The sequence below is a fragment of the Shewanella sp. 10N.286.52.B9 genome (assembly GCF_002873635.1).
In the GTDB taxonomy this organism is placed as follows: domain Bacteria; phylum Pseudomonadota; class Gammaproteobacteria; order Enterobacterales; family Shewanellaceae; genus Shewanella.
In genome coordinates this window covers 37,804-58,444 of record NZ_MCTY01000164.1, presented here as the reverse complement: position 1 = coordinate 58,444, position 20,641 = coordinate 37,804, and the positions used below count along the sequence as shown (strand labels likewise).

At 40.4% G+C, this 20,641-nt stretch carries 18 protein-coding genes; 7 read left to right on the top strand and 11 right to left on the bottom strand.

Annotated features, from left to right (window positions below; translation table 11 throughout):
* Positions 1-24 precede the first annotated feature (24 nt).
* Positions 25-429, bottom strand: coding sequence for a hypothetical protein (locus BCU91_RS09610; RefSeq protein ID WP_102531371.1), 405 nt, complete (start codon positions 427-429; stop codon positions 25-27).
* Between the two features lie 467 nt (positions 430-896).
* On the opposite strand from BCU91_RS09610, the gene BCU91_RS09605 reads away from it, so the two are divergent.
* The 3 genes from BCU91_RS09605 (at position 897) to BCU91_RS09595 (ending at position 3,554) form a co-directional block, all read left to right on the top strand.
* Positions 897-1,304, top strand: coding sequence for a S24 family peptidase (locus BCU91_RS09605; RefSeq protein ID WP_102476820.1), 408 nt, complete (start codon positions 897-899; stop codon positions 1,302-1,304).
* A 40-nt stretch (positions 1,305-1,344) separates the two neighbouring features.
* Positions 1,345-2,601, top strand: coding sequence for a Y-family DNA polymerase (locus BCU91_RS09600; protein ID WP_102439842.1), 1,257 nt, complete (start codon positions 1,345-1,347; stop codon positions 2,599-2,601).
* 296 nt (positions 2,602-2,897) lie between these two features.
* The gene (locus BCU91_RS09595; RefSeq protein ID WP_241901023.1) at positions 2,898-3,554 is read left to right on the top strand and encodes a YgjV family protein; all 657 of its coding nucleotides are present in this window, start codon (positions 2,898-2,900) and stop codon (positions 3,552-3,554) included.
* Between the two features lie 138 nt (positions 3,555-3,692).
* Here BCU91_RS09595 and BCU91_RS09590 read toward each other — a convergent pair whose 3' ends face one another.
* Positions 3,693-4,766 (bottom strand): efflux RND transporter periplasmic adaptor subunit, encoded by a 1,074-nt coding sequence (locus BCU91_RS09590; RefSeq protein WP_102439841.1) that lies wholly within the window; start codon positions 4,764-4,766, stop codon positions 3,693-3,695.
* Complete coding sequence (locus BCU91_RS09585; RefSeq protein WP_102531370.1) at positions 4,763-5,248, bottom strand: magnesium transporter; 486 nt, start codon at positions 5,246-5,248, stop codon at positions 4,763-4,765. The genes BCU91_RS09590 and BCU91_RS09585 overlap by 4 nt, the downstream gene beginning before the upstream one ends.
* A gap of 195 nt (positions 5,249-5,443) precedes the next feature.
* Here BCU91_RS09585 and BCU91_RS09580 point away from each other — a divergent pair, with 195 nt between their 5' ends.
* Both BCU91_RS09580 and BCU91_RS09575 read left to right on the top strand, forming a co-directional pair.
* Entirely contained in the window at positions 5,444-6,241 is a 798-nt protein-coding gene (locus tag BCU91_RS09580; RefSeq protein ID WP_102439839.1) for a LysR family transcriptional regulator, read from the top strand.
* A gap of 19 nt (positions 6,242-6,260) precedes the next feature.
* On the top strand, positions 6,261-9,005 hold the full coding sequence (locus tag BCU91_RS09575; RefSeq protein ID WP_102531369.1) for a bifunctional acetate--CoA ligase family protein/GNAT family N-acetyltransferase: 2,745 nt from the start codon (positions 6,261-6,263) through the stop codon (positions 9,003-9,005).
* Here BCU91_RS09575 and BCU91_RS09570 read toward each other — a convergent pair.
* Complete coding sequence (locus BCU91_RS09570; protein WP_102531376.1) at positions 9,002-9,976, bottom strand: GGDEF domain-containing protein; 975 nt, start codon at positions 9,974-9,976, stop codon at positions 9,002-9,004. The two genes, BCU91_RS09575 and BCU91_RS09570, sit on opposite strands and share 4 nt — an antisense overlap.
* A 202-nt stretch (positions 9,977-10,178) precedes the next feature.
* On the opposite strand from BCU91_RS09570, the gene eco reads away from it, so the two are divergent.
* Positions 10,179-10,742: a serine protease inhibitor ecotin gene (eco, locus tag BCU91_RS09565; RefSeq protein WP_102439837.1), complete on the top strand. Its 564-nt coding sequence runs from the start codon at positions 10,179-10,181 to the stop codon at positions 10,740-10,742.
* A gap of 112 nt (positions 10,743-10,854) precedes the next feature.
* Here the strand turns inward: eco and BCU91_RS09560 are convergent, their stop codons facing one another.
* The 5 genes from BCU91_RS09560 to pssA form a co-directional block, all read right to left on the bottom strand.
* Positions 10,855-11,133, bottom strand: a complete 279-nt coding sequence (locus BCU91_RS09560) for a hypothetical protein (protein WP_102531368.1) — start codon at positions 11,131-11,133, stop codon at positions 10,855-10,857.
* 1 nt (position 11,134) lies between these two features.
* Positions 11,135-13,141, bottom strand: coding sequence for an ATP-dependent DNA helicase RecQ (locus BCU91_RS09555; protein ID WP_102531367.1), 2,007 nt, complete (start codon positions 13,139-13,141; stop codon positions 11,135-11,137).
* A gap of 179 nt (positions 13,142-13,320) precedes the next feature.
* Positions 13,321-13,644 carry a hypothetical protein gene (locus tag BCU91_RS09550; protein ID WP_102519894.1) on the bottom strand — a complete coding sequence of 108 codons (324 nt, stop codon included), beginning with the start codon at positions 13,642-13,644 and terminating at the stop codon, positions 13,321-13,323.
* 44 nt (positions 13,645-13,688) lie between these two features.
* On the bottom strand, positions 13,689-14,459 hold the full coding sequence (locus BCU91_RS09545) for a DTW domain-containing protein (protein WP_102439847.1): 771 nt from the start codon (positions 14,457-14,459) through the stop codon (positions 13,689-13,691).
* Between the two features lie 77 nt (positions 14,460-14,536).
* Entirely contained in the window at positions 14,537-15,850 is a 1,314-nt protein-coding gene (pssA, locus tag BCU91_RS09540) for a CDP-diacylglycerol--serine O-phosphatidyltransferase (protein ID WP_102439833.1), read from the bottom strand.
* A gap of 460 nt (positions 15,851-16,310) precedes the next feature.
* Here pssA and dacB point away from each other — a divergent pair, with 460 nt between their 5' ends.
* Positions 16,311-17,762 carry a D-alanyl-D-alanine carboxypeptidase/D-alanyl-D-alanine-endopeptidase gene (gene dacB / locus BCU91_RS09535; RefSeq protein ID WP_102531366.1) on the top strand — a complete coding sequence of 484 codons (1,452 nt, stop codon included), beginning with the start codon at positions 16,311-16,313 and terminating at the stop codon, positions 17,760-17,762.
* A 66-nt stretch (positions 17,763-17,828) separates the two neighbouring features.
* On the opposite strand, the gene BCU91_RS09530 is transcribed toward dacB, so the two are convergent.
* Together BCU91_RS09530 and BCU91_RS09525 are read right to left on the bottom strand one after the other, a co-directional pair.
* The gene (locus BCU91_RS09530; protein WP_102531365.1) at positions 17,829-19,586 is read right to left on the bottom strand and encodes an acyl-CoA dehydrogenase C-terminal domain-containing protein; all 1,758 of its coding nucleotides are present in this window, start codon (positions 19,584-19,586) and stop codon (positions 17,829-17,831) included.
* A 215-nt stretch (positions 19,587-19,801) separates the two neighbouring features.
* A complete protein-coding gene (locus BCU91_RS09525) occupies positions 19,802-20,602 on the bottom strand; it encodes a CLCA_X family protein (protein ID WP_102439830.1) in 801 nt (266 codons plus the stop codon).
* Positions 20,603-20,641 lie beyond the last annotated feature (39 nt).

Genomic DNA, 20,641 nt, shown 5'->3' with positions numbered 1-20,641 from the left:
ACATCTTAATTGTGACCGTACATCTTAATTATTTGCGTAGTGGACACAATCATTCTTTTTAGCCGTTTGTTGCAGCAGTTGTTTTAACTCTGTTTTTCCACCGCTTTTAGTATCATTGATTTGTTGTTCAATGGTTTGTGTTTGCATGACAATTTTTTCAATCGCTGTTTGTCTTGCGCCCTCTTCTGACTGGCCTGATAACACGAGTTGTTCAACAAGATCTGAATAGCGTTCGTAGACTACTCCTTTATAATAATCGGCCTGTGAAGTCATCGGAGTGTGGGCATATACAATTGAGCAGCTTAAAGCACTATTGATTTGCGTGAATGAATCCTGAATTTGAATGACAACGGGCTTTTGAGTCGATGGGCTAGCGCTCGCGCCAAAAGATAATATTGCTAACATTGAAATGATAAATACTTTTTTCATTATGTTTACTCCCGTTGATGAACAACTGATTTCTGGCTGATTAAGCACTTTGCACTTGAACTCATCGTCAGTATTAGCGCTTTATAAAATTCTGATACTGATAATAAGCTTTAAACTTGCCTCTATTTTACCTACGTAAGCTAAACGTAAGCTGAACAAACAATTAACTTTTAACGTTTTTCCTTAAAGAATGCTTATTAGGTTATTTTCGGCTAATGGTTCGACAGCAGCTCGATAATAGTCGCCACTCAATCTTAAACACTCACGCTTACCTTGCTCATAATTTAGTACTTAGCAATGCTGTTTAGTTCAGCTCACTCAGCAAAGCATTCCCTCAATGACCCATAACAGATTAAATAACCAACAATTCGCACGCTTATTCGACAACCTTACGGAATTTATTGCCAATTTTACGGGGACAGCTATAATGCTGTATAAACATACAGTGCTGTTGGGTGTCGATTGTTATGAAGGTTATTCCTATTTTTGCTTGTGCCGGTATTACTGGTTTTGAAAGTCCTGCTGCTGAATATCGGCAACTGCCATTAAGTTTAGATGAGCTATTGATTGAACATCCCAGTGCCACTTTTATTGGCCAAGCTAGCGGCGACTCTATGGAGAAAATCGGCATTTTTGATAAGGATATTCTCATTGTGGATCGCCATGTCAGTGTCGAAAACCATGATGTGATAGTGGCAAACTATAACGGCAACTTTGTCTGTAAGCTCATTGATATCAAGCGGCGATTATTATTATCGGCAAATGATCTTCACCAGAGTGTCACGATACAAGAGTATGACAACTTCAGTGTTGAAGGCGTGGTGATCCGTTCAATCCGTTGTCATCGCCAAAGCCCTATATTAGTTAATAACTAATGTTAGCTGATTAAACTAACGACTAACGGACAGTTAAATTATGTATGCACTCGTTGATGCCAACTCTTTTTATTGCAGCGCCGAGCAAGTGTTTCGCCCAGAGTGGCGTGGCCGTCCTATCGTGGTGCTGTCCAATAACGATGGTTGCATTGTGGCGGCTAACCGCCAGGCAAAAGCATTAGGAGTGGGTAAATTTGGTCCTTACTTTGAAGTGCGCGATTTTTGTGAAAAAGCAGGCGTGATTGCGCTTTCCTCCAATTATGAGCTTTATGCCTCTTTGTCTCACTCTATGATGGAAGTGATTGGCCGCTTTGCACCTGAGCAACATATTTACTCTATTGATGAGTCATTTCTGTCATTTAAACATTGTTACCCTGCGATCCCGTGTTTATTAAGCCATGCCGCTATGATCCGCCGCGCGGTATGGAAAGAAACCCGTTTACCTGTGTGTGTCGGTATTGCTGCCACCTTAACCCTTGCCAAAGTGGCCAATCATGCCGCTAAAAAGCTCCAGGGCTATAACGGGGTATGTTATATCCAATCCATTGAGCAAAGAAATGCCATTTTAGCGACAATGAAAGTCACCGATGTGTGGGGGATCGGTTCGCGGATCGGTAACAAATTACATGCCATGGGGATCACCACCGCACTGGATCTGGCTAAATTACAACCAGGCATTGCTCGTAGCCAATTTAGTATTGAAATCGAGCGTACAGTCAGAGAGCTCAATGGCGAGGCTTGTAAAGGCTGGGATAGCGCCAGAGCAGATAAACAGCAGATCTTTTCAACTCGTAGTGTCGGTGAACGTATTAGCGATATAGACTCATTATTACAGGCGCTCAGTAAGCATGCTGGTATCGCGGCAGCCAAAGCCAGAAAGCAAGGCTCTGTGGCTAGCACCATACTGATCTTTGCCAGTAACTCCCCTTATGATGAACAGCCTAATGGCTTTAAATATCATTACCGCTGTGCATATCCAACTAATGACAACCGTGAAATCATCAGTTACGCAGCAGAAATTGCCCGTAAGCTTTATAACCCCAATACTCGCTACTATAAAATCGGGATTGGATTGTTAGATTTATCACCGGTCAAACATTTGCAAACAGACTTGTTTGCCCCAGTAAAAGATCCTGCCTTGATGCAGGTTTTTGATAAGTTAAATCAACGCTACGGTAGTGATGCAATATTTGTCGCCGCCCAAGGTATTGGAGGTAAATGGCATATGCGCCGTGAGCTATTAACCCCGCAATACACCAGCTGTTGGCAAGATATTCCGCAAATCCACTGTGGCTAAATTGGTGATAAATTGATTTGCGTGTGCTGGTTTTTATTCTGACTTGGTTCAGGTTTAGTTGTGGCTTTAAATTAGCGTAAAATGGACAACTAATATCAAACCCAAACAGTACATTAATCGATCTTAAGCTCAACAAAAATACAACTTAGTCAACTCTAGCTGTTCAAAAAACACTCTCCAGTTCACAGTTTTATATCTAATCACATGAGCGAGGCTATTATGCGATTTTAGCCATTGTGTTATTGCTGAAAAAAACGACAATACGCATCCTTAATTTTCTTGGATTGTGCTTGCCTGTGTTAGATTTTTCCGCATTTGATTTTCAGTTTATTGCCGAGCCCCTATTTTACTTTCAGCTTATTGGCTTTGTCTCAATGGCCATTGGCTGGTGGGCAAATAGCCAACAACAAGACTGCAAATTTATTCATGGCAATATGATAGCGTCAGTACTTACCGCAATCCATTTAGGCTTATTAGGCAGCTTTCTCGGCATGGCCAACCAACTAGTTAATGTTATTCGCTTTCGTTTATGTCAAAGTTTGAATAGCAATAACCAGCAAAATCTTGCATCGACTGCCTGGTTAACATCGCCTTTAGCCATGTCACTCAGCTTTAGTATTATTGCCATGACGCAGGGTTTTCTATGGGCTGAGCATTGGAGTGAATGGTGTGCGGTTATCGCTGCAGTCGTAATGAGCTTTAGTTTATTCTTCTTAGCGGGCAGTCAACTAAGGTTAGCTATGGTTGCCAGTAATGGATTAAACCTGATGCTTTCAATATATTTGATGTCATGGTCAGGAATACTCTACCAAGTAATGACAATAGCAATATTGGCACTAGGGCTTATGCGCGAATTTAGCGACTACTATAACGACCAGCTCAACCAAAACTTTGAGCAAAATAGTGCCCTTGAAAGCTGTAATGAAACACAAGTGGCATTGTCTAAAGGTTAAAGTAATTAGCTTGAATCAATTCAGTTAGGATGAGTAAACCCTGTGGTAATAAGCAATTAAGAGCGAGTCATATTACTCACTCTGCTAATGCTAATACCAATGACTCGCAACGAAAGCACATTCACTAGAACGCATTCACTAAAGCGCATTAAGGTACGACTTTAACGCTTTAAGCCTAACAGTCGCCGCGCCAATGATATCCATAAAGCCCAATGCTGGATGGGGTTTCTCAGCAGAAATCCAAGCTGAGCCGGTTGCCCCAATCGGTAATGAATAACCTTCAGGTTCTTCAAACTCAATAACGACTGTACGACCATGAGAGCCGCCATTGTTACCCACATGCTGGCGCACATGTTGACTGCCACTCATGGGGTTAATCATGGCTTCGCCCGTACCTGAAGTAATGCTGTGCACTCTGCCTCTAAAGATTTCTCCCGGATAAGCATCCACATAGAACTCGGCAAACTGCCCAGGTTTTATATAGCGATATGATTGATCGGCAATGCGCATTTCTAAAAATTTCTTACTGGTATCAAACAAGTGCATATTACCCAAGCGGGTGCCTTCAGTTACATTGGTAATGGCAAGCTGCCCATCATATTGAGCCCGTATTTCACGACGTGAATCTGTCCATTTAGCCGATTCAATATCAGCCTCAATAGCTTGCATTTGCGCTGTTTGCGCGCCCAACTGGGCAATATTGGCAGCCACTTGGGCACGATTGGCATCAATCTGCGCTTGTAAATTATCGCGGTCCACCTGACTTGCATGCTCTTTTAAGGCCGTTAGACGCGCTAAATTACGCTCATCATTATTGATACTGACATTTAAAGCGTTAATTTGTTGGATTGCGGCAGCGTGCTGCGCTTGTACTGCATTTTTACTGGCTTCAAGGGCTTTGATTTGTTCCGTGCTATCCACTGATACTAAGGTGTAAATCAAGTCCCCTTTTTTAACGATTTGGTTATGAGTCACATAGACGTTTTCAACTTCCTGACCAATGAGTGGACTTAGCACTGCATGAGGCGCTTTAATGGTTGAGCTATCGGTTAAATCAGCGGGTGACCAAAAGCGATGGCCAGTAAACAATGAAAAAGCAATAAACATTCCTAAACCAATGGTGCGTACCGCATTAGTAAGGTTCCATTGAATGACCCCTAATTTAACTAAGAGCCATATAATTAACACATAAGGCAACATGATCTCTTTCATGATTTAACTCCTTTGATGCCATTACTAATGATGCTTGATAACCGTTTAGATAGGACATCCCAGCGCCCAAAAGCAATGATTATCGCCAGTACCCACCAGGTCTTATCAATAAACAAACCACATAAAGATAAAGCAAACACAATTTGGGTATGGGCACTCGACATGGCTTCTGACTTATGAACTGCAACTTCATGTAATTTCCAAAATAACAGCAGTACATAGCAAATGATCAAAATGGTGACCACAAACACAAAGCCCATAAAAAATTCAGAATCTAATAGGGTTAAAATGCTGGGGTAGCCATTAACAAAGTAGCCTTCAGGTAATTGCTTACCGTGTATTTGAGTGAGTAATGAGAAGCCATAACTTAAAAGTCCGATAACCGATAACGATAAAATAAATGTGGTCATTTTTCGCACATAGAAAGATAACTTATTGCTCAATGATGGTTGAACCGTGTCGATATCAGGTAATTCAGTCATAAAGATCCTAAAAACATGAGATATTTAACAGGGAGAGTAACAATGTCTCGCTGTATATGAGCTGAATACTAGCAATAACTCACTGTGATAACGGAATAACCGATATTCCAAATGAACTATTTACTTTAGTCCCAATGTACGCTTCGAATTTATAGTGTAATATATTGTTAAATTGCACTTATTTATCGGTATCTCATGGATTTGAATGCACTGAATGTGTTTGTCACCCTGTATAGATCAGGCTCGACCCAAAAAGCCGCCAAGCAACTGGGCCGCTCACAATCATTTGTCTCAAAAGTATTGGCTCAATTACGTGAAGAACTAAGCGACCCGTTATTTATTCGCACCGCTAATGGCCTACAACCCACCAGTTATGCCGATAAAATCGCCCCGCAAATCCAAAGTTCTATCGAGCAAATTAGCTTAGCCCTAGAACCAGAATACTTTGACCCTAAAAACCTGCAGTTCATTTCGGTGCACTTAGGCGAACCCTTGATGGTATTAATGGGTAAAAGCCTAATCAATGAATTACGCAAACAAACCAATGCCACCATAGAGTTAAGACAATGGCGAAAATCCAGTAATGATGGCTTGATCGATGGCTCCATTGATATCGGCGTGCAATCACTGCGAGACAGACCGCAGCAGCTGTATCAGAAAAAAGTGGCTTCTGGTTATGTTACTAAAGTGGGCAATGAGCAAGGGGAATTTGTAAAGCTATTAGTTGATGATTTAAATGAACATGTTGAATATTTTCGTGAATTAAATGAAAACCATAATCCGACAATCATTACCGACAACTATAGTTTACATCGCCAATTACTGGCCGATCATTACTCCTATAATTTTAAAATCGATGCTGAATTGCACAAAAAAGAAGTCGCCATAGACATGGCGATTATTTGTAGTTCATCGCGGCGCCATGAAGCTAAAATAGTATGGCTATCAGAGATATGTAAAAACGTCTTATTACAAGCAATTACCACGCGTTAATGATTATGCTGAGGGTATTATGAGCCAAAGAAGTATTCACACATTATTTAAACCCACTTCCATCGCCGTTATTGGTGCCTCAAATAGTGAAAAGCGCGCGGGGCGCGTGTTGATGAAAAACTTATTGGCCAGCGGCTTTTCAGGGCCCATTATGCCCGTAACCCCTAAATATTCCGCCGTTATGGGCGTATTGGCTTATCCCAATATTGAATCGCTGCCCATTAAACCCGATTTAGCCGTGATATGTACTCGCGCCAGTCGTGTACCTGATATCGTCGAAACATTGGCGCAGTTTGGCTGTAAAATCGCGATAATTATGGCCTCAGGCATGGCTGATGAGTTTGATGAACATGGTGTTAGCCTGTTAACTCAAACGCTGCAAAATGCAAAACGTTACGGCATGCGAATATTGGGATCAAATAGTTTAGGGATGATTATTCCCACCATTGGTCTTAATGCGAGCCTAGCGCATACCGGCGCAAAAAAAGGCAAAATTGCGTTTGTGTCACAATCTGCCGCCATTTGTACTACGGTGCTGGATTGGGCTAATAATAAAGACATCGGCTTTTCATCGTTTATATCTTTAGGTGATGCATCTGATATAAATTTTGATGAATTGCTCGATTATTTAGGTCGTGATAGCCGCACCAGCGCCATTATGCTTTATATTGATTCTATTAGTGAAAAGCGTCATTTTTTATCCGCAGCGCGCGCAGCAGCCCGTAATAAACCCATATTTGTGATTAAATCGGGTCGCAGTGCTGAAGGCGTTAAGGCCGCTATGTTGCACACAGGCGGTAAAGGCGGCAATGATGCCGTCTACGATGCCGCCTTTAAGCGTGGTGGTATGTTGCGGGTGCATGACTTAATTGAACTGTTTGCCGCAGTTGAAAGTTTGGCCCACTCCACGCCATTAAAAGGTGAGCGAGTCGCCATAATCAGTAATGGCGGCGGCCCTGCAGTATTGGCCGCTGATGAACTCATTATTAAAGGCGGTAAACTGGCACAGTTGTCAGATGACACCATCACTCAATTAAATCGCATATTGCCAACAACCTGGTCTGGTCAAAATCCAATAGATATTGTCGGTGATGCTGACAGTAAACGTTATAGCCAAGCACTAACTATATTGATGGATAGCCAAGAAATGGACGCTATTTTAGTGCTGCATTCACCATCAGCATTAGAAGAAAGTGACCAAATCGCCCAGAGTTTAATTGATGTCATCAAGGGCCATCCAAATCGAAACAAGTTAAATATTTTAACCAATTGGAGTGGTGAGGATTCAGCCTACACCGCAAGAAAGCGATTTAGTAAAGCCGGGATTCCGACTTATCGAACCCCTGAAGGCGCAGTAAAAGCCTTTATGCATATGGTCGAATACCGCCGTAATCAAAAACTATTGCAAGAAGTGCCGCAATCTATTCCAGATAATATTCCCACTGACACTAATACAGCGCGGAATTTATTACAAAAAGCCCAAGCCAATAATCGTTTTATTCTCGAAACCCATGAAGCCAGTGACATTTTAAAAGCTTACGGTTTAAATACCATAGATACAGAGTTTGCCAGTAGCGCAGAGCAAGCCGTTAATATCGCCACCAAGTTGGGCTTTCCTGTGGCACTAAAAGTCCAATCCCCTGACTTGATGTACAAATCTGATGTGCACGGTGTGGTACTAAACCTCAATAATGCTGAAGAAGTGTATCAGGCAGCGCTATCCATTACTTCCAGAGTTAAGGACACCAACCCTGACGCTGAAATCAATGGCATGATAGTGCAAAAAATGGCATTAACCGCTGGCGCTCAAGAAGTGCGGGTCTCTGTGATTAATGATCCTGTTTTTGGCCCTGCAATTTGCCTTGGTGAAGGCGGCTCAGAATGGGACCCGACACGTGATGCTGCAGTTGCCCTACCGCCACTTAATATGGCACTGGCGCGCTATATGGTCATTCAGGCGTTGAAAACTCACAAACTTAGAGACAGACATTTACCCCTTGGTTTAGACATGAATGCAATATGTGTGATGCTAACCCAAATATCGCACCTGATTATCGATTGCCCTGAAATCGCTTCTTTAGACCTTAACCCAGTGCTCGCCGCAGGTGAAACCATTACCCTGCTTGACGTTAACATGAAGCTCAATTGTACAGATATTGATCCCAAAGCGCGCTTAGCGATCATGCCATACCCAAAAGAGTTAGAACAAAAGGCCACCTTGAAAAATGGCTTGAAGGTCATGCTCAGGCCCATTCTTCCTGAGGATGAGCCAAAGCATTTAGCCTTTGATAACTCACTCAGTGATGAAGATCGCTATAAACGCTACTTTGGCGTTCGTTCGAAAATGACCCATGAGGAAATGGCGGTTTTAACACAAATAGATTACGCCAGAGAAATGGCATTTATCGCCACTGCAGAAGATGAAAATGGTGAGGCAATCACCTTAGGTGCGGTGCGAGCATCGACTGATCCTGATAATACAGAAGCAGAATTTGCTATGGCGGTGCGCGGCGACTATCAAGGAATTGGTTTAGGTAAAATGCTATTAGAAAAACTGATTAACTATTATAAAACCACTAATACTCCTGTGTTAGCGGGCTTTACCATGTTTGAAAACCGCAGTATGGCAAACCTCGCCAAAGGGCTTGGCTTTACGGTATCTTTTGATATGGATGAGCACCTGATTAAGATGCATATGGACTTGCCCCAATGTGAAGCTAACCCGCAAGCTAAAGCGGGTATAGACTCTGCCGATAAACATTAGCCTTTAACACAGTTGCGACCTGATGATTTCGCTTGATACAGCATTTCATCAGCGCGACTTAACCAGGTATCACTATCATCTCCAGGGTGGATTTCAGCAGCCCCTATCGATACTGTGATATTGCCTAAATGCTGCTTTTTTTCTTTACCAATGGTGAGCTGCTTATCTGCAATACGATTTTTAATTTGCTCAGCCACCGTTAAGGCATCTTGTAGCTCAGTATTAGGCAATAAAATCACAAACTCTTCACCGCCATAGCGGGCAACGAAATCATTACCTTTTACCGTTTGTTTTAATGCAAAAGCCACAAATGCCAGCACTTTATCGCCAACTAGATGACCATAAGTATCATTGAATTTTTTAAAGAAATCGATATCTATCATTAATAGGCAACAAGGTATATTGCTATGGCTAAACAAACTGACTTGCTCTAAAGCAAACACCTCATAGGCACGGCGATTATTTAACGAGGTTAATTCATCGGTCATTGCCACTTTACTTAAACTGGTCATTTCATCTTTTAAAGTCGTTAATTCATTACCCAGAGAGTCTATGTCGGCTTTCATTAAATCGTTGTTTAATAGCACCTTCTCCACTTCAAAACTAATATTGACGATTAACTCGTTAAGTAATTGTGGACTTGGATTTGACTGCAGTTCCTCGTTTAAAGAATGTAAGCTCGATGAAAAGTCACTAGTACCAGAAGAAAGCTGACTGATCTTACTGTATAAGCTATTGATGAGTAATTTGGTTTCAATTTGAACATTATCAATGACTTCTGGAGACTGCTCTTGAATAAAGTTGTTATAAAGGCCTTGATTGACCGCGGCGGTAAACTTAACTTTATTGGCAATTAAACCATCGATCGCACGTTTTAAGTCTAAATTTGTTTCCGCATAATACTGATACCAAATGGCATAATTTTCTGGGGTAACCGGTATATGCAGCGCGGACATTTTCGGCACTGCCATTCTTAGTATTTGTGCAGAATTTTCTAAACTCGTCTTCAATTTCACGTCCTATGATTTATATAAGTCAATGTAAGCCCAGCAAAGGTAACGCTATACTTAAATGCTAAAAAATTAAATTTAAAAAAATATAACCCTTTTACGCATTTGATACGTTTAAAACAATAACAAGCATAACAATAACATTTTACATAAGAGAAACCATATGAAAATTTTACTAAAAAACCAATTAAATAAACTACCTATGGCAACGTTATTAAGCGTATCGGCGACAGTAATAGTACCCGCTTATGCCACTAGCCCTGTGCCTAACCAATTTAGTCAACCCGCAATGATAACCATGCATAAAAATACTCATGAAAATTATCAGCTAATTGACAATATAAAGATGTTTCCAAAGCCAGCGACTAAGCAAGTGCAACATATACTTGAATTAGCACAGCGTGATGATGAGGCGAGTTATAAAATTGAAATTCAAATTGGCCAAAATAAGCTGGTAGATTGTAATCACCATAGACTAAGTGGCAAATTGGTCGAGCAGAATTTATCAGGCTGGGGATATCCGTTTTATAGCGTCGATAGTATAACGGTAGGGCCAAGTACGATGATGATGTGTAATGAACCTAAAACGGCTAAATTTGTGCCAATGGGACAAAGCTTGAGCATCAATTATGATAGCCGTTTACCAAAAATATTTTACCTACCTGAAGATGCAACGTTAAGATACCGTATTTGGCAAGCTAAAGGTGATTACCACTATTCAAATTAATGTGTGGGACCATGGCTAAACAGCGTTATAACAAAGCGTCAGCAGATAACCCAAATAACCATAGTGCATCTGCTAACGCTGTTTAATATTTAACTGGATCCAAGGTAATAATTTAACAACGTTTAACCCGAACAACCTGCATAATCTCTACGCTAAATCCAGCCACAGTATGCTCTTCAGGGTAATACACTAAACTCACAAGTTGATCCTGCAAGCTCTTATATTTTTTAGTACGCTTAAATTTAAATGCTACATCGTAACCCGCTAACATCAAGGTATGGTAAACCCACTCTTCTATTTCACGCTGAGTATGGGAAACAACTTTAACCCCTTCAATATGGTTAAGTTTTTCATGCTTTTTAAGTAGTGCATCTACGGCTTTCTTCTTCATATTAACCTGGTCCCATATCTGAGTTATTACCGTTTATGTGATTGATATAATCAACGATGTCTTGATATCGATACTGACTGCAATAACCAAAACCTGACAGTTGCTTTACTTTGTTGCGGGTAAAAATCGGCACACTAATACCTGCTAAAAATTTAGTTTGAACCGCTACAGATATCGGCATAATGCCTTTTGCGTTCATATGAGTACAAAACTCATTAAGATACTGCTGCAATGACGCTAATTGAGTGATTGGCGCTAATGCCTGTTGCGGCAACAATGCTATCTGCCCACGACAGACACTACAATGACCACAATGACTAGGTGCTTGCTGATCATCAAAATAACGCGCCAATTTAGCAGTAATACACTCAGTTGATTCAAAAAAACTAATAAGCTGATTTAAACGTTTTATCTCTTTGACTTCGTTACTTTGGAAGTAATCAGACAAACTTGCAATAAGGTTTGGATTACTTAAAGCATTGATATCAACATTAAACACTTGGGTTATTTTTTTGGTTTCTAACTGGATATATTGTTTGTCTGCTAGGTAGTCTAACGCCGAAACTACCCGTTGCCTGTCTGCACCATATTGCTGATATAAGCTATCGAAATCTAGTTGACCCCATATTTTCTTAAAACGAGTATGCTCAAATATTTGCTGCAGAAACGCTTGGCGCTGGGGATCAAAACTGGCCAGCAACTGCTGTTTATCAATCAAAAATTGATACTTAAACTCAGCAAAATAAGCAAAGCTTGGTTGCACCACGTTGGCTAATTCAAGTTGAACTAACAGGGTTTTTAACGGCAACTGTTTAATGTTACAGCTAGTTGAAATCGCATACTCTTGCATTTCCCAGCGGCCATGTTCAACTTCAGCGCTAATATGTTCTATTAAGTTGGTAATCGCTGAGGGTTCTGGCGTATCGCCATAAACAAAGTTTTCAATGGTATTTAAGCCATCTTTGTTAGCTAGCGTAATACAATGAGACAATTGCCCATCTCGGCCTGCACGGCCGATTTCTTGGCTGTAGTTTTCGATAGATTTCGGTAAATCGTAATGAACCACAAAACGGATATTGCTTTTATCTATTCCCATACCAAAGGCAATTGTGGCAACAATTACGTTGATTTGGCCGTCCATGAATTGCTGTTGGATGCGATTTCTGAGCTCTGAATCAAGTCCTGCATGATAAGCGGTGGCTTGAATATTGTTAGCACTTAAAAAAGCCGCGATATCTTCTGCCGTTTTTTGCAAGGTCACGTAGATAATCCCAGCACCTGTGCATTGCGATACTGTGTTGACTAATTCCAATTGCTTAGCGGCTTCAACAACAGGTTTGATACTGATATCTAAATTACTGCGATAAAAACCCGTTTGTACCACTTGCTCAGGCAAAATAGCAAAACGGTTGGCCATATCCAGCTTTACCTTTTCAGTGGCTGTGGCGGTTAATAACAACACTTGGGCAATACTAAATTGCTGCACATAAGATGGGATTTTTAAATAATCAGGCCTGAAGTTATGGCCCCATTCAGAGATACAATGAGCTTCATCAACGACTAATAATGAAATATCAATACTGCTAAGAAACTGCCTAAAACGTTCATTTTTAAAACGCTCAACCGACACCATTAAAATTTTTGTATGCCCGCGGCGAACATCACGCATAACCTGCTGTGTTTGCTCAAAGGTTAAGCTTGAATCTATGCTGGCGGCATTTATTCCCTTAGCATTTAAAAAAGCGATTTGATCTTTCATTAACGCAAGCAATGGCGATACCACTAAGGTGACATTAGCCAGTTGTAAGGCGCTAAATTGATAGCACAGTGATTTACCTGAGCCTGTAGGAAAAATGGCTAAAGAAGATGCTCCTGACAAAATATGTTTAATTACATCAATTTGCCCTTCTCTAAACTGATTATATCCAAATTGCTGCTCGAGCTTTTGAATTAAATCGGCGTTGTCATGTAGTAATGGCGAAGGACTATCAAACGATGGAGTTTGCATACTGGAGCCTAGATTGATGATTAAAGCGAAGGCAATTATACGCTAACACGAATAAAATTGAAACTCTGAAGCTTATAAAACAATAACTTATAAAATACTTACCCGAGGTGAACACGGCTTTATTCATCAAAAGAATAAACAGTAATATCGGAGCATAAAGTTGAAATAAACAAGGTCGGTTAGCCTTTACGTGATAGGTATTGATTGATTAACAAGGTTAATTTGTCTTCGAAGGCTTCTTGAGCTTGCTCTAAATCATCGCCAAAGCGAACCATAAATTTAGTGGCTTGCTCACGAGATAACATGTTATTGGCTAGACAGTACGCCATTTCATCGAGTTGTTTGTTGTAACGTGGCTCTAAAAACCATTGGCATGTTGCAGTATCAAGGCTTGCCAGCATTTGCTGTGCTAAATCACAAAATATTTGTATGTGCTCCATACCATCGGGGCCCAAACAACCGGGCTCTAGACGATATAACACAATCAACTTACTTTCTAACATAGAGTAACACTCGCATCCGCTGCTTTTATGATGGTATTTAAACGCTATTTAGCCGCTGCGTTTAGCATTGCTTGTTCAAACTGCTGAATATAACTTTCAATCGGAATGATATCTTCTTTTAAACGACGATTTCTACCCAGTAACGACGACTCAACAAATAAATTAAACCACGAGCTCAATGCTTTGGAGTTTAATGGCTCGTCGATGGCTTCAAGAGCCAGAGCTGCCACTTCAGCAGTTGATAGCTGAAAATCATGGCTGCCTTTTCTTAATTCGTAATTAGCTAAGGTTTCAGGACTAAAAGAAAACAATGGCAATCTATGTAAATAAGGGCTTTTACGAAACATTTTGATCGCTTGACGCCAGCTACCATCTAATAAAATTAACAGCGGTATTTTACCAGTGGCGGCATTGTCACATTGACTAGGATGACTAACCACCATTTGCCCTTCTTGGGCATACTGCTCAGGAAATATCAGCATTGGCTGATATTTGGGGTCGTTGATCGCTTCAATCATTTGTTTATTGGGCTCAGTACGAGACCATAAATAAGCGCTAGTATTAGGGACTAAATCAGCAATTAAACGGCCACTGTTGGTTGGCTTTAGCACTTCATCATCATACATGACTAGCATGAAGTGGGCTTCAGTATTGATATATTGTCTATGTTGACAGGTACAGAAAATTTCTCCTAATAAACACCACTGGCAGCGAATGAGTTTTTTCCCTCTGGCAGCAAATGGTTTAGTTGAAATAGATTTTCGGTATTGATACAAACGATGAACTGCGTGTTGCTGCTCAGGAGGTAACGCCAACATGGGATTATTCTCGGTTACACGTTATAGTTTATAACGTTCAAAAAAATTCATCACCCAATTGGGTGATGAAGTTACTATAGAATTCTTTTTAGTAAAAGGTCAGCTTTTAAGCGCTTTATCCTGGTCATAATCTTTTTCACAGGAGCCGGATACTTTTGCACGGTTTCAATTTGACTATAATGGAACAGTTTTTCGGTATGCTGCAGAATAAATTCTTGTTCTGCCTCAAAACTTTGCTTCCACACACCACTGTCATCATGCAATAACAAACCATTTTCTAAATCCAACGCCCACGCTCTTGGGTTTAAATTAGAACCAGTGATGAGATGCTTTTTGCCATCAGCACTAATCCCTTTTAAATGATAACTATTGATACCGTCTTTCCATAAGTGGATCCGTAACTGACCGTTTTCAATCGCCCATTGCTGACGTTTTACAAACTTACGTAAGGTTTGTTCGTACATGTAAGGCAATGCACCAATGGTAGAAAAATCTTTCTCTGGTGGGATATAAAAATCATTGGCGGTTTTATCACCCACCACGATATCAATACTCTTTCCATTACGTAAATGACGCGTCAACGCTCTCACTAAAGAGTTTGGAGGGTTAAAATACGGCGTACAGATAAACAGTGACTCGGTTGATTCATCAACCAATTTTATCACCACTTCGTTTAACTTATTCTTCTTGCGGCCTAAGCCTACAAGCGGCGTAACACGATTGCCAATACGGGTACTTTCAAACTGATAATCTGAACGTGATAAGCGAGTTTTAAAGGTGCGCATGTCATTTTTATCAGGGCATTTTTCGTCGCTGCTGTCTTGAGTCAACGGACAAACAGCCGGATCGCTAATTAGATGTTGCTCAATGAACTCACCCATACTGCGAGCAAGCTCAGCAGATTCCAGCACATGATAACGATCAAAACGGTACTTATCGTTTTGTTTAAAGTAAATGTTATTAATGCTAGCGCCGCTGAATATTACTGCATCATCAATGATGAAGCCTTTAAGGTGTAATACCCCTAAAAACTCGCGAGACTTAACTGGTACACCTAAGATGTCAAAAGGTGCCTTCGCAGCAGCCATGGCTTTGCGGTACATGATGTAATTACCACTATCACCTTTATGGCCAATTAGGCCACGCCTAGCTCTATGGTAGTCCACTAGGACAACTATTTTTAACTCTGGGTTAGCAGCTTTAGCTGCAAGTAACGCCTCAAGAACTTCTCGGCCCGCTTCATCATCTTCTAAATAAAGCGCAGCAATATATATCGCATTCGTAGCATTCGCGATGCGAGTTAACAATTCTTGTTTAAATTGAACCGGGGTTAATAACCACTTTAACGATTCATTTTGTAATGCGATACCACCAAGCTTATCCAGCAAGGCAACCTCCTTGAACTTAAACAGTTAAATGCTATTAACGTCGATATAAATTGACTAGGTAAGTATTTATCGTTTGTTTCTAATTTTGAATAATAAATACTGTCACTTAAAATTTATACTTTGTCATCGTTTTAACTGAATAACAAAAAATATTAGGAGATAGAAATTACCGACTTAGCGGCTTATGAGCAAGGCTTTTCTGATGTTATAGCCCTATTTGATGGGTTTATGAGGCTCAAGTGAACGATTTTGGATCAAACTTTTAAAGTGATTGTTAAGGCCTGTAGAAAAAACAACCTACGCTATCTTGTTTGAATAAATAAAAATCAATTATGTTGAGCAAAAAACAAACACAAAAACTGACGCTAATGTCTAACATCAATTTTTATCGCTTCATCACTGTAATAATCCGTTAGATCACGTATTTTAGAGAGACTCAAACTTTTACTACTGGCTAGTTATGTATTTACTAATACGTATATTAATTGTTTCTTTATTTAGCTTACCTGTGTGGGCCGATGAATACTTAGCCAATGTGATGCAACATATTGCGCCTCCTCAATCACAACTGGCTATAAACATATGGGATATTGAAAAAAACAGCAGTGTTTACAGCATTAATGAGCAGACATTAATGCAACCCGCGAGCATCCAAAAGCTACTTACTGCCGTTGCAGCTACAAAGCAATTAGGTACTGATTTTTATTATGAAACCCAAGTATATATTGATGGAGTTGTAGTACAGCAGCAACTCAATGGTGATGTGTATATTAAATTTAGTGGTGATCCTAGCTTTACTCGTGAACAACTAAAACAACTACTCACCACACTTAAAACTAAGGATATACAACATATAAATGGCAATGTGATCTTAGTATCACCGACCAGTGAAAGTCTTAGAGCACCTGGCTGGGTATGGGATGACCTCGGTATTTGTTACGCAGCGCCAGTGTCCGATTTTATTATTGATAAAAACTGTGTCAGAGCAAGCCTAAGTCCACTAGCAGATAACGCATCTGAAATCATAATAGATGCACAATACCCAGTTGAAATCAGCACCAAGGCGGTTTTTAAACCTAATATAGACGTTACTCAAGCTAAGGCGCAATTTTGCGAGTTACACATGCAACGCTTTGACGGCAATCGCTATCGAATTTCAGGTTGTTACCCAGGCAATCAAACTATAAGTTTAGCCGTTGCTGTTAATGATCCGTCTCGCTATGCCAAAGATGTGGTCAAAGCCATACTCAATGACAAGCAAGTCAATTACGCTAATTTGATCATAAGTAAGCAAAGCATCCCGCCTAGCGCGCAGTTGTTAGCCACGCATCAGTCTGAAAAGTTACCCAAATTATTAAAGATCATGCTGGAAAAGTCAGATAATTTAATTGCCGATAGCTTATTAAAAAACATTGGCCAAGATTTTTACCGGCAAACGTTTAACAGCGATAACATAGAGGGTCTTGATATTAACGGCTTTACTATGGGCGCTAAAGCATTACAATCGATTTTAATCGAATTGAACTTACCATTTAATGATGCCAATCTCGTTGATGGCTCAGGCTTGTCTCGTTATAACTTACTGACTTCAGCACAAATGTTATCTGTGCTGCAACTCATCGACAGCGATACACGTTTTCAATACCTAACTGAGTTTTTACCTATATCTGGTAAAAGCGGCACCTTAAAATACCAACAACATTTCAATAAACCGCCTTTGAAAGCGGCAATATCAGCAAAAACAGGCACCATGCTAGGGGTTGAAAACTTAGCGGGATTTATTCAGGCAAAAAATGGTAAACACTATGCCTTTGTGATTATAGAAAATGGACTCACTCCTAATGCAAAACAAACAAGACTAGCCCCTTTTAGCGCGCTATTACTGCGAAGATTATATGATTTACAGCCATAAAAAAGCGCATTGTAAACTATGCGCTTTAACTCTCTTTCTCAAGCAGAAAATTGAACCAATTGGTGTTTAAAATAACTCTGCTGGCATAGCCATTATTGCATCATCACCTTGATTGACTTGAGCAATATGAAAATCTGCTTTTGGCAAAATTTTATCCATATAGAATTTAGCCACATAACGCTTTTGCTCACTAAAGCTGCTGTCATCATGACCAACTGCACGCTCTGCCATGAGTAATGAGTAATAGCCATATAGGATATAACCAAAGGCATCTAAGAAATCTACCGCACTGGCGTTGATTAATGCTGCTTGAGTAAGCTTGTTGTCATTGATGTAGTTTGCTAATGTCAGCAAATTATCAAAGCGTGAACTGATAGCTTTTCTGTCAGCTTCAGAAACATGCTCAAAGCCCGCTAAATCAGCATTGATATCTGCCACAAACGCATTCAAAGTAGCAAGGTTATCACCAGTGACTTTACGGCCTAAGAAATCAATTGCTTGGATACCGTTCGTACCTTCATAAATTTGTGCAATACGGGTATCACGCACAAACTGCTCAATACCAGTTTCACGAATATAACCATGCCCACCAAATACTTGTTGCGCCATGATAGTGGCGTCTAATCCGCGGTCAGTTAGAAACGCTTTTGAAACCGGTGTCAGTAAGCCCACATACTTGGCTGCTTTTGCCTGAACATCACCTTCAGCATGCTTTGCTAAATCCAATTGTTTACCGGTAAATACTGATAACGCACGGCCAGCATCGGTAACCGACTTGATGGTTAATAACATGCGGCGCACATCGCCATGAACAATAATGGGGTCAGCCGCACTGCCTGTTGGCGAACCACCTGCTGCAATACCTTGCACACGTTCTTTAGCATAATCAGCAGCCATCTGATAAGCGCCTTGAGCACTACCAAGGCCTTGGATACCAATAGCTAAACGTTCGTAGTTCATCATGGTAAACATGCAAACCAGGCCGCGATCAGGACGTCCAACGAGGAAGCCTTTGGCACCATCATAGTTCATTACACACGTCGCTGATGCTTTTAAGCCCATTTTGTGTTCAATAGAGCCGACCGTCACACCATTAGCCCCACCTAAGCTACCATCATCGTTAACCGTGATTTTTGGTACTAGAAATAATGAAATACCTTTAGAGTTAGGAAGTTTCGCTAACACTAAGTGGATAACGTTTTCAGTAAGATCATGGTCACCACCTGTGATGAAAATTTTGCTACCAGTAATCGAGTAACTACCATCATCTTGTGGTTCGGCTTTGGTGCGAATATTGCGTAAATCAGAACCTGCTTGCGGCTCTGTCATGTCCATGGCACCAGACCACTGACCTGAATACAAGTTAGGTAAATATTTAGCTTTTAATTCATCTGTCGCGTGTGCATTAATACACAGCGCAGCACCAGCAGTTAATGAGCTATACAGGGTAAATGAGTTACATGCGCTGTAATTCATTTCATCAACCAAAACACCTAACATTTTTGGCATTCCCATGCCACCAAAATCAGGTTCGCCACATAAACCTACCCAACCGCCTTCTGAAAACTGCTGGTAAACTTCTTTAAAGCCATCTGGTGTGATGACCTTATCATCTTGGTGCCTAACCCCTTGCTCATCACCACTTCTATTTATAGGATGAATCAAATCACGACTAATCTTGCTTGCTTCATCTAAAATAGCAACAGCAGTGTCCATATCAACCATCTCAGCGATATTTGGCATCGACTGCCAAGTATTCGTCGCATCGAATACGTTTTCTAACAAAAACTGCATGTCCTTTAAAGGGGCTTGGTAAGGGTTCATAGAATGCTCTTAAACAGATAATTAAAACAGTTGTTTCAATTTATACAAAAACCGCACTAAATACAAGATGAATCTAGTATTGTTATTGATTAATTTCTAGTGATAGAACAAACATAAAAGCATATTAAATACTGATAAATAAGTAACTTAGTATAAAGAACGCCTACAAAGAGTACAATTTATAGGCAAAGATTTGGATCTTACAAATAAGCGATTTAATTATTAAGCTTGCGCTCAAAGGCTGCGCCTAATAAAGCAAAATAATCGATCATCGCTGAGAATATTTGCGATCTGTGCTGCGCTGCTGGATACATCAATTGTGTCGCCAAATCCTTTTTTAATGTACCAGAGACTAAGTAATTGTTTTGTATATCACTACAAGCTTCAATCGCCGATTCAAATGCCCGTGCCATCAGTTCTGTGGGCTTAGAAAAATAATAATAGCCTTGCTGCTTATCAAGTTTGATTGCATTAGTGACATACTCACTGGGCTGTTCGCCATCATCAGACAACAACACCACTTTAAACAAAGCAGATAAATTGTCATTAAGCTTATGAGACTTTAATAGTGAATCATTTAGCCACAAGTCACTGGCGCATTGATATTTTTTAAATGAAAACCGGGGTGATACATCAAAAGCCTTATCGACAATATAATGATCAAATGCATGCCAAAACTCATGGGCTAAAGCCCCCGCGCCCGCATTTTTAGCAAGAGCTAACTCGCGAGTTAGCGGAGAATAATGGGCCTGCACACCTTTTTGACCACCACGACCGAATAACAAATTTAGCGTTTTACGAAGGCCAATAAGCTCTGTGGGTACTTGCAGTATTTGCGATAAATCTGCCATTGAATCAAATACTAAATTAGCGGCAAGATCAGATTCTTCTTTGGTTACCCATTTACCCACACTGATATGATTGAGGCCAAAACACTGTTTGATATCAATAAAATTAGCTTGTTCACCAGAGCGGTAATCGGCTCCATTTCGAAAATAGCGGGCTGTTTTTAACAAACATCACCTCAAAATTTATTCTACAGCTATGTAAATATC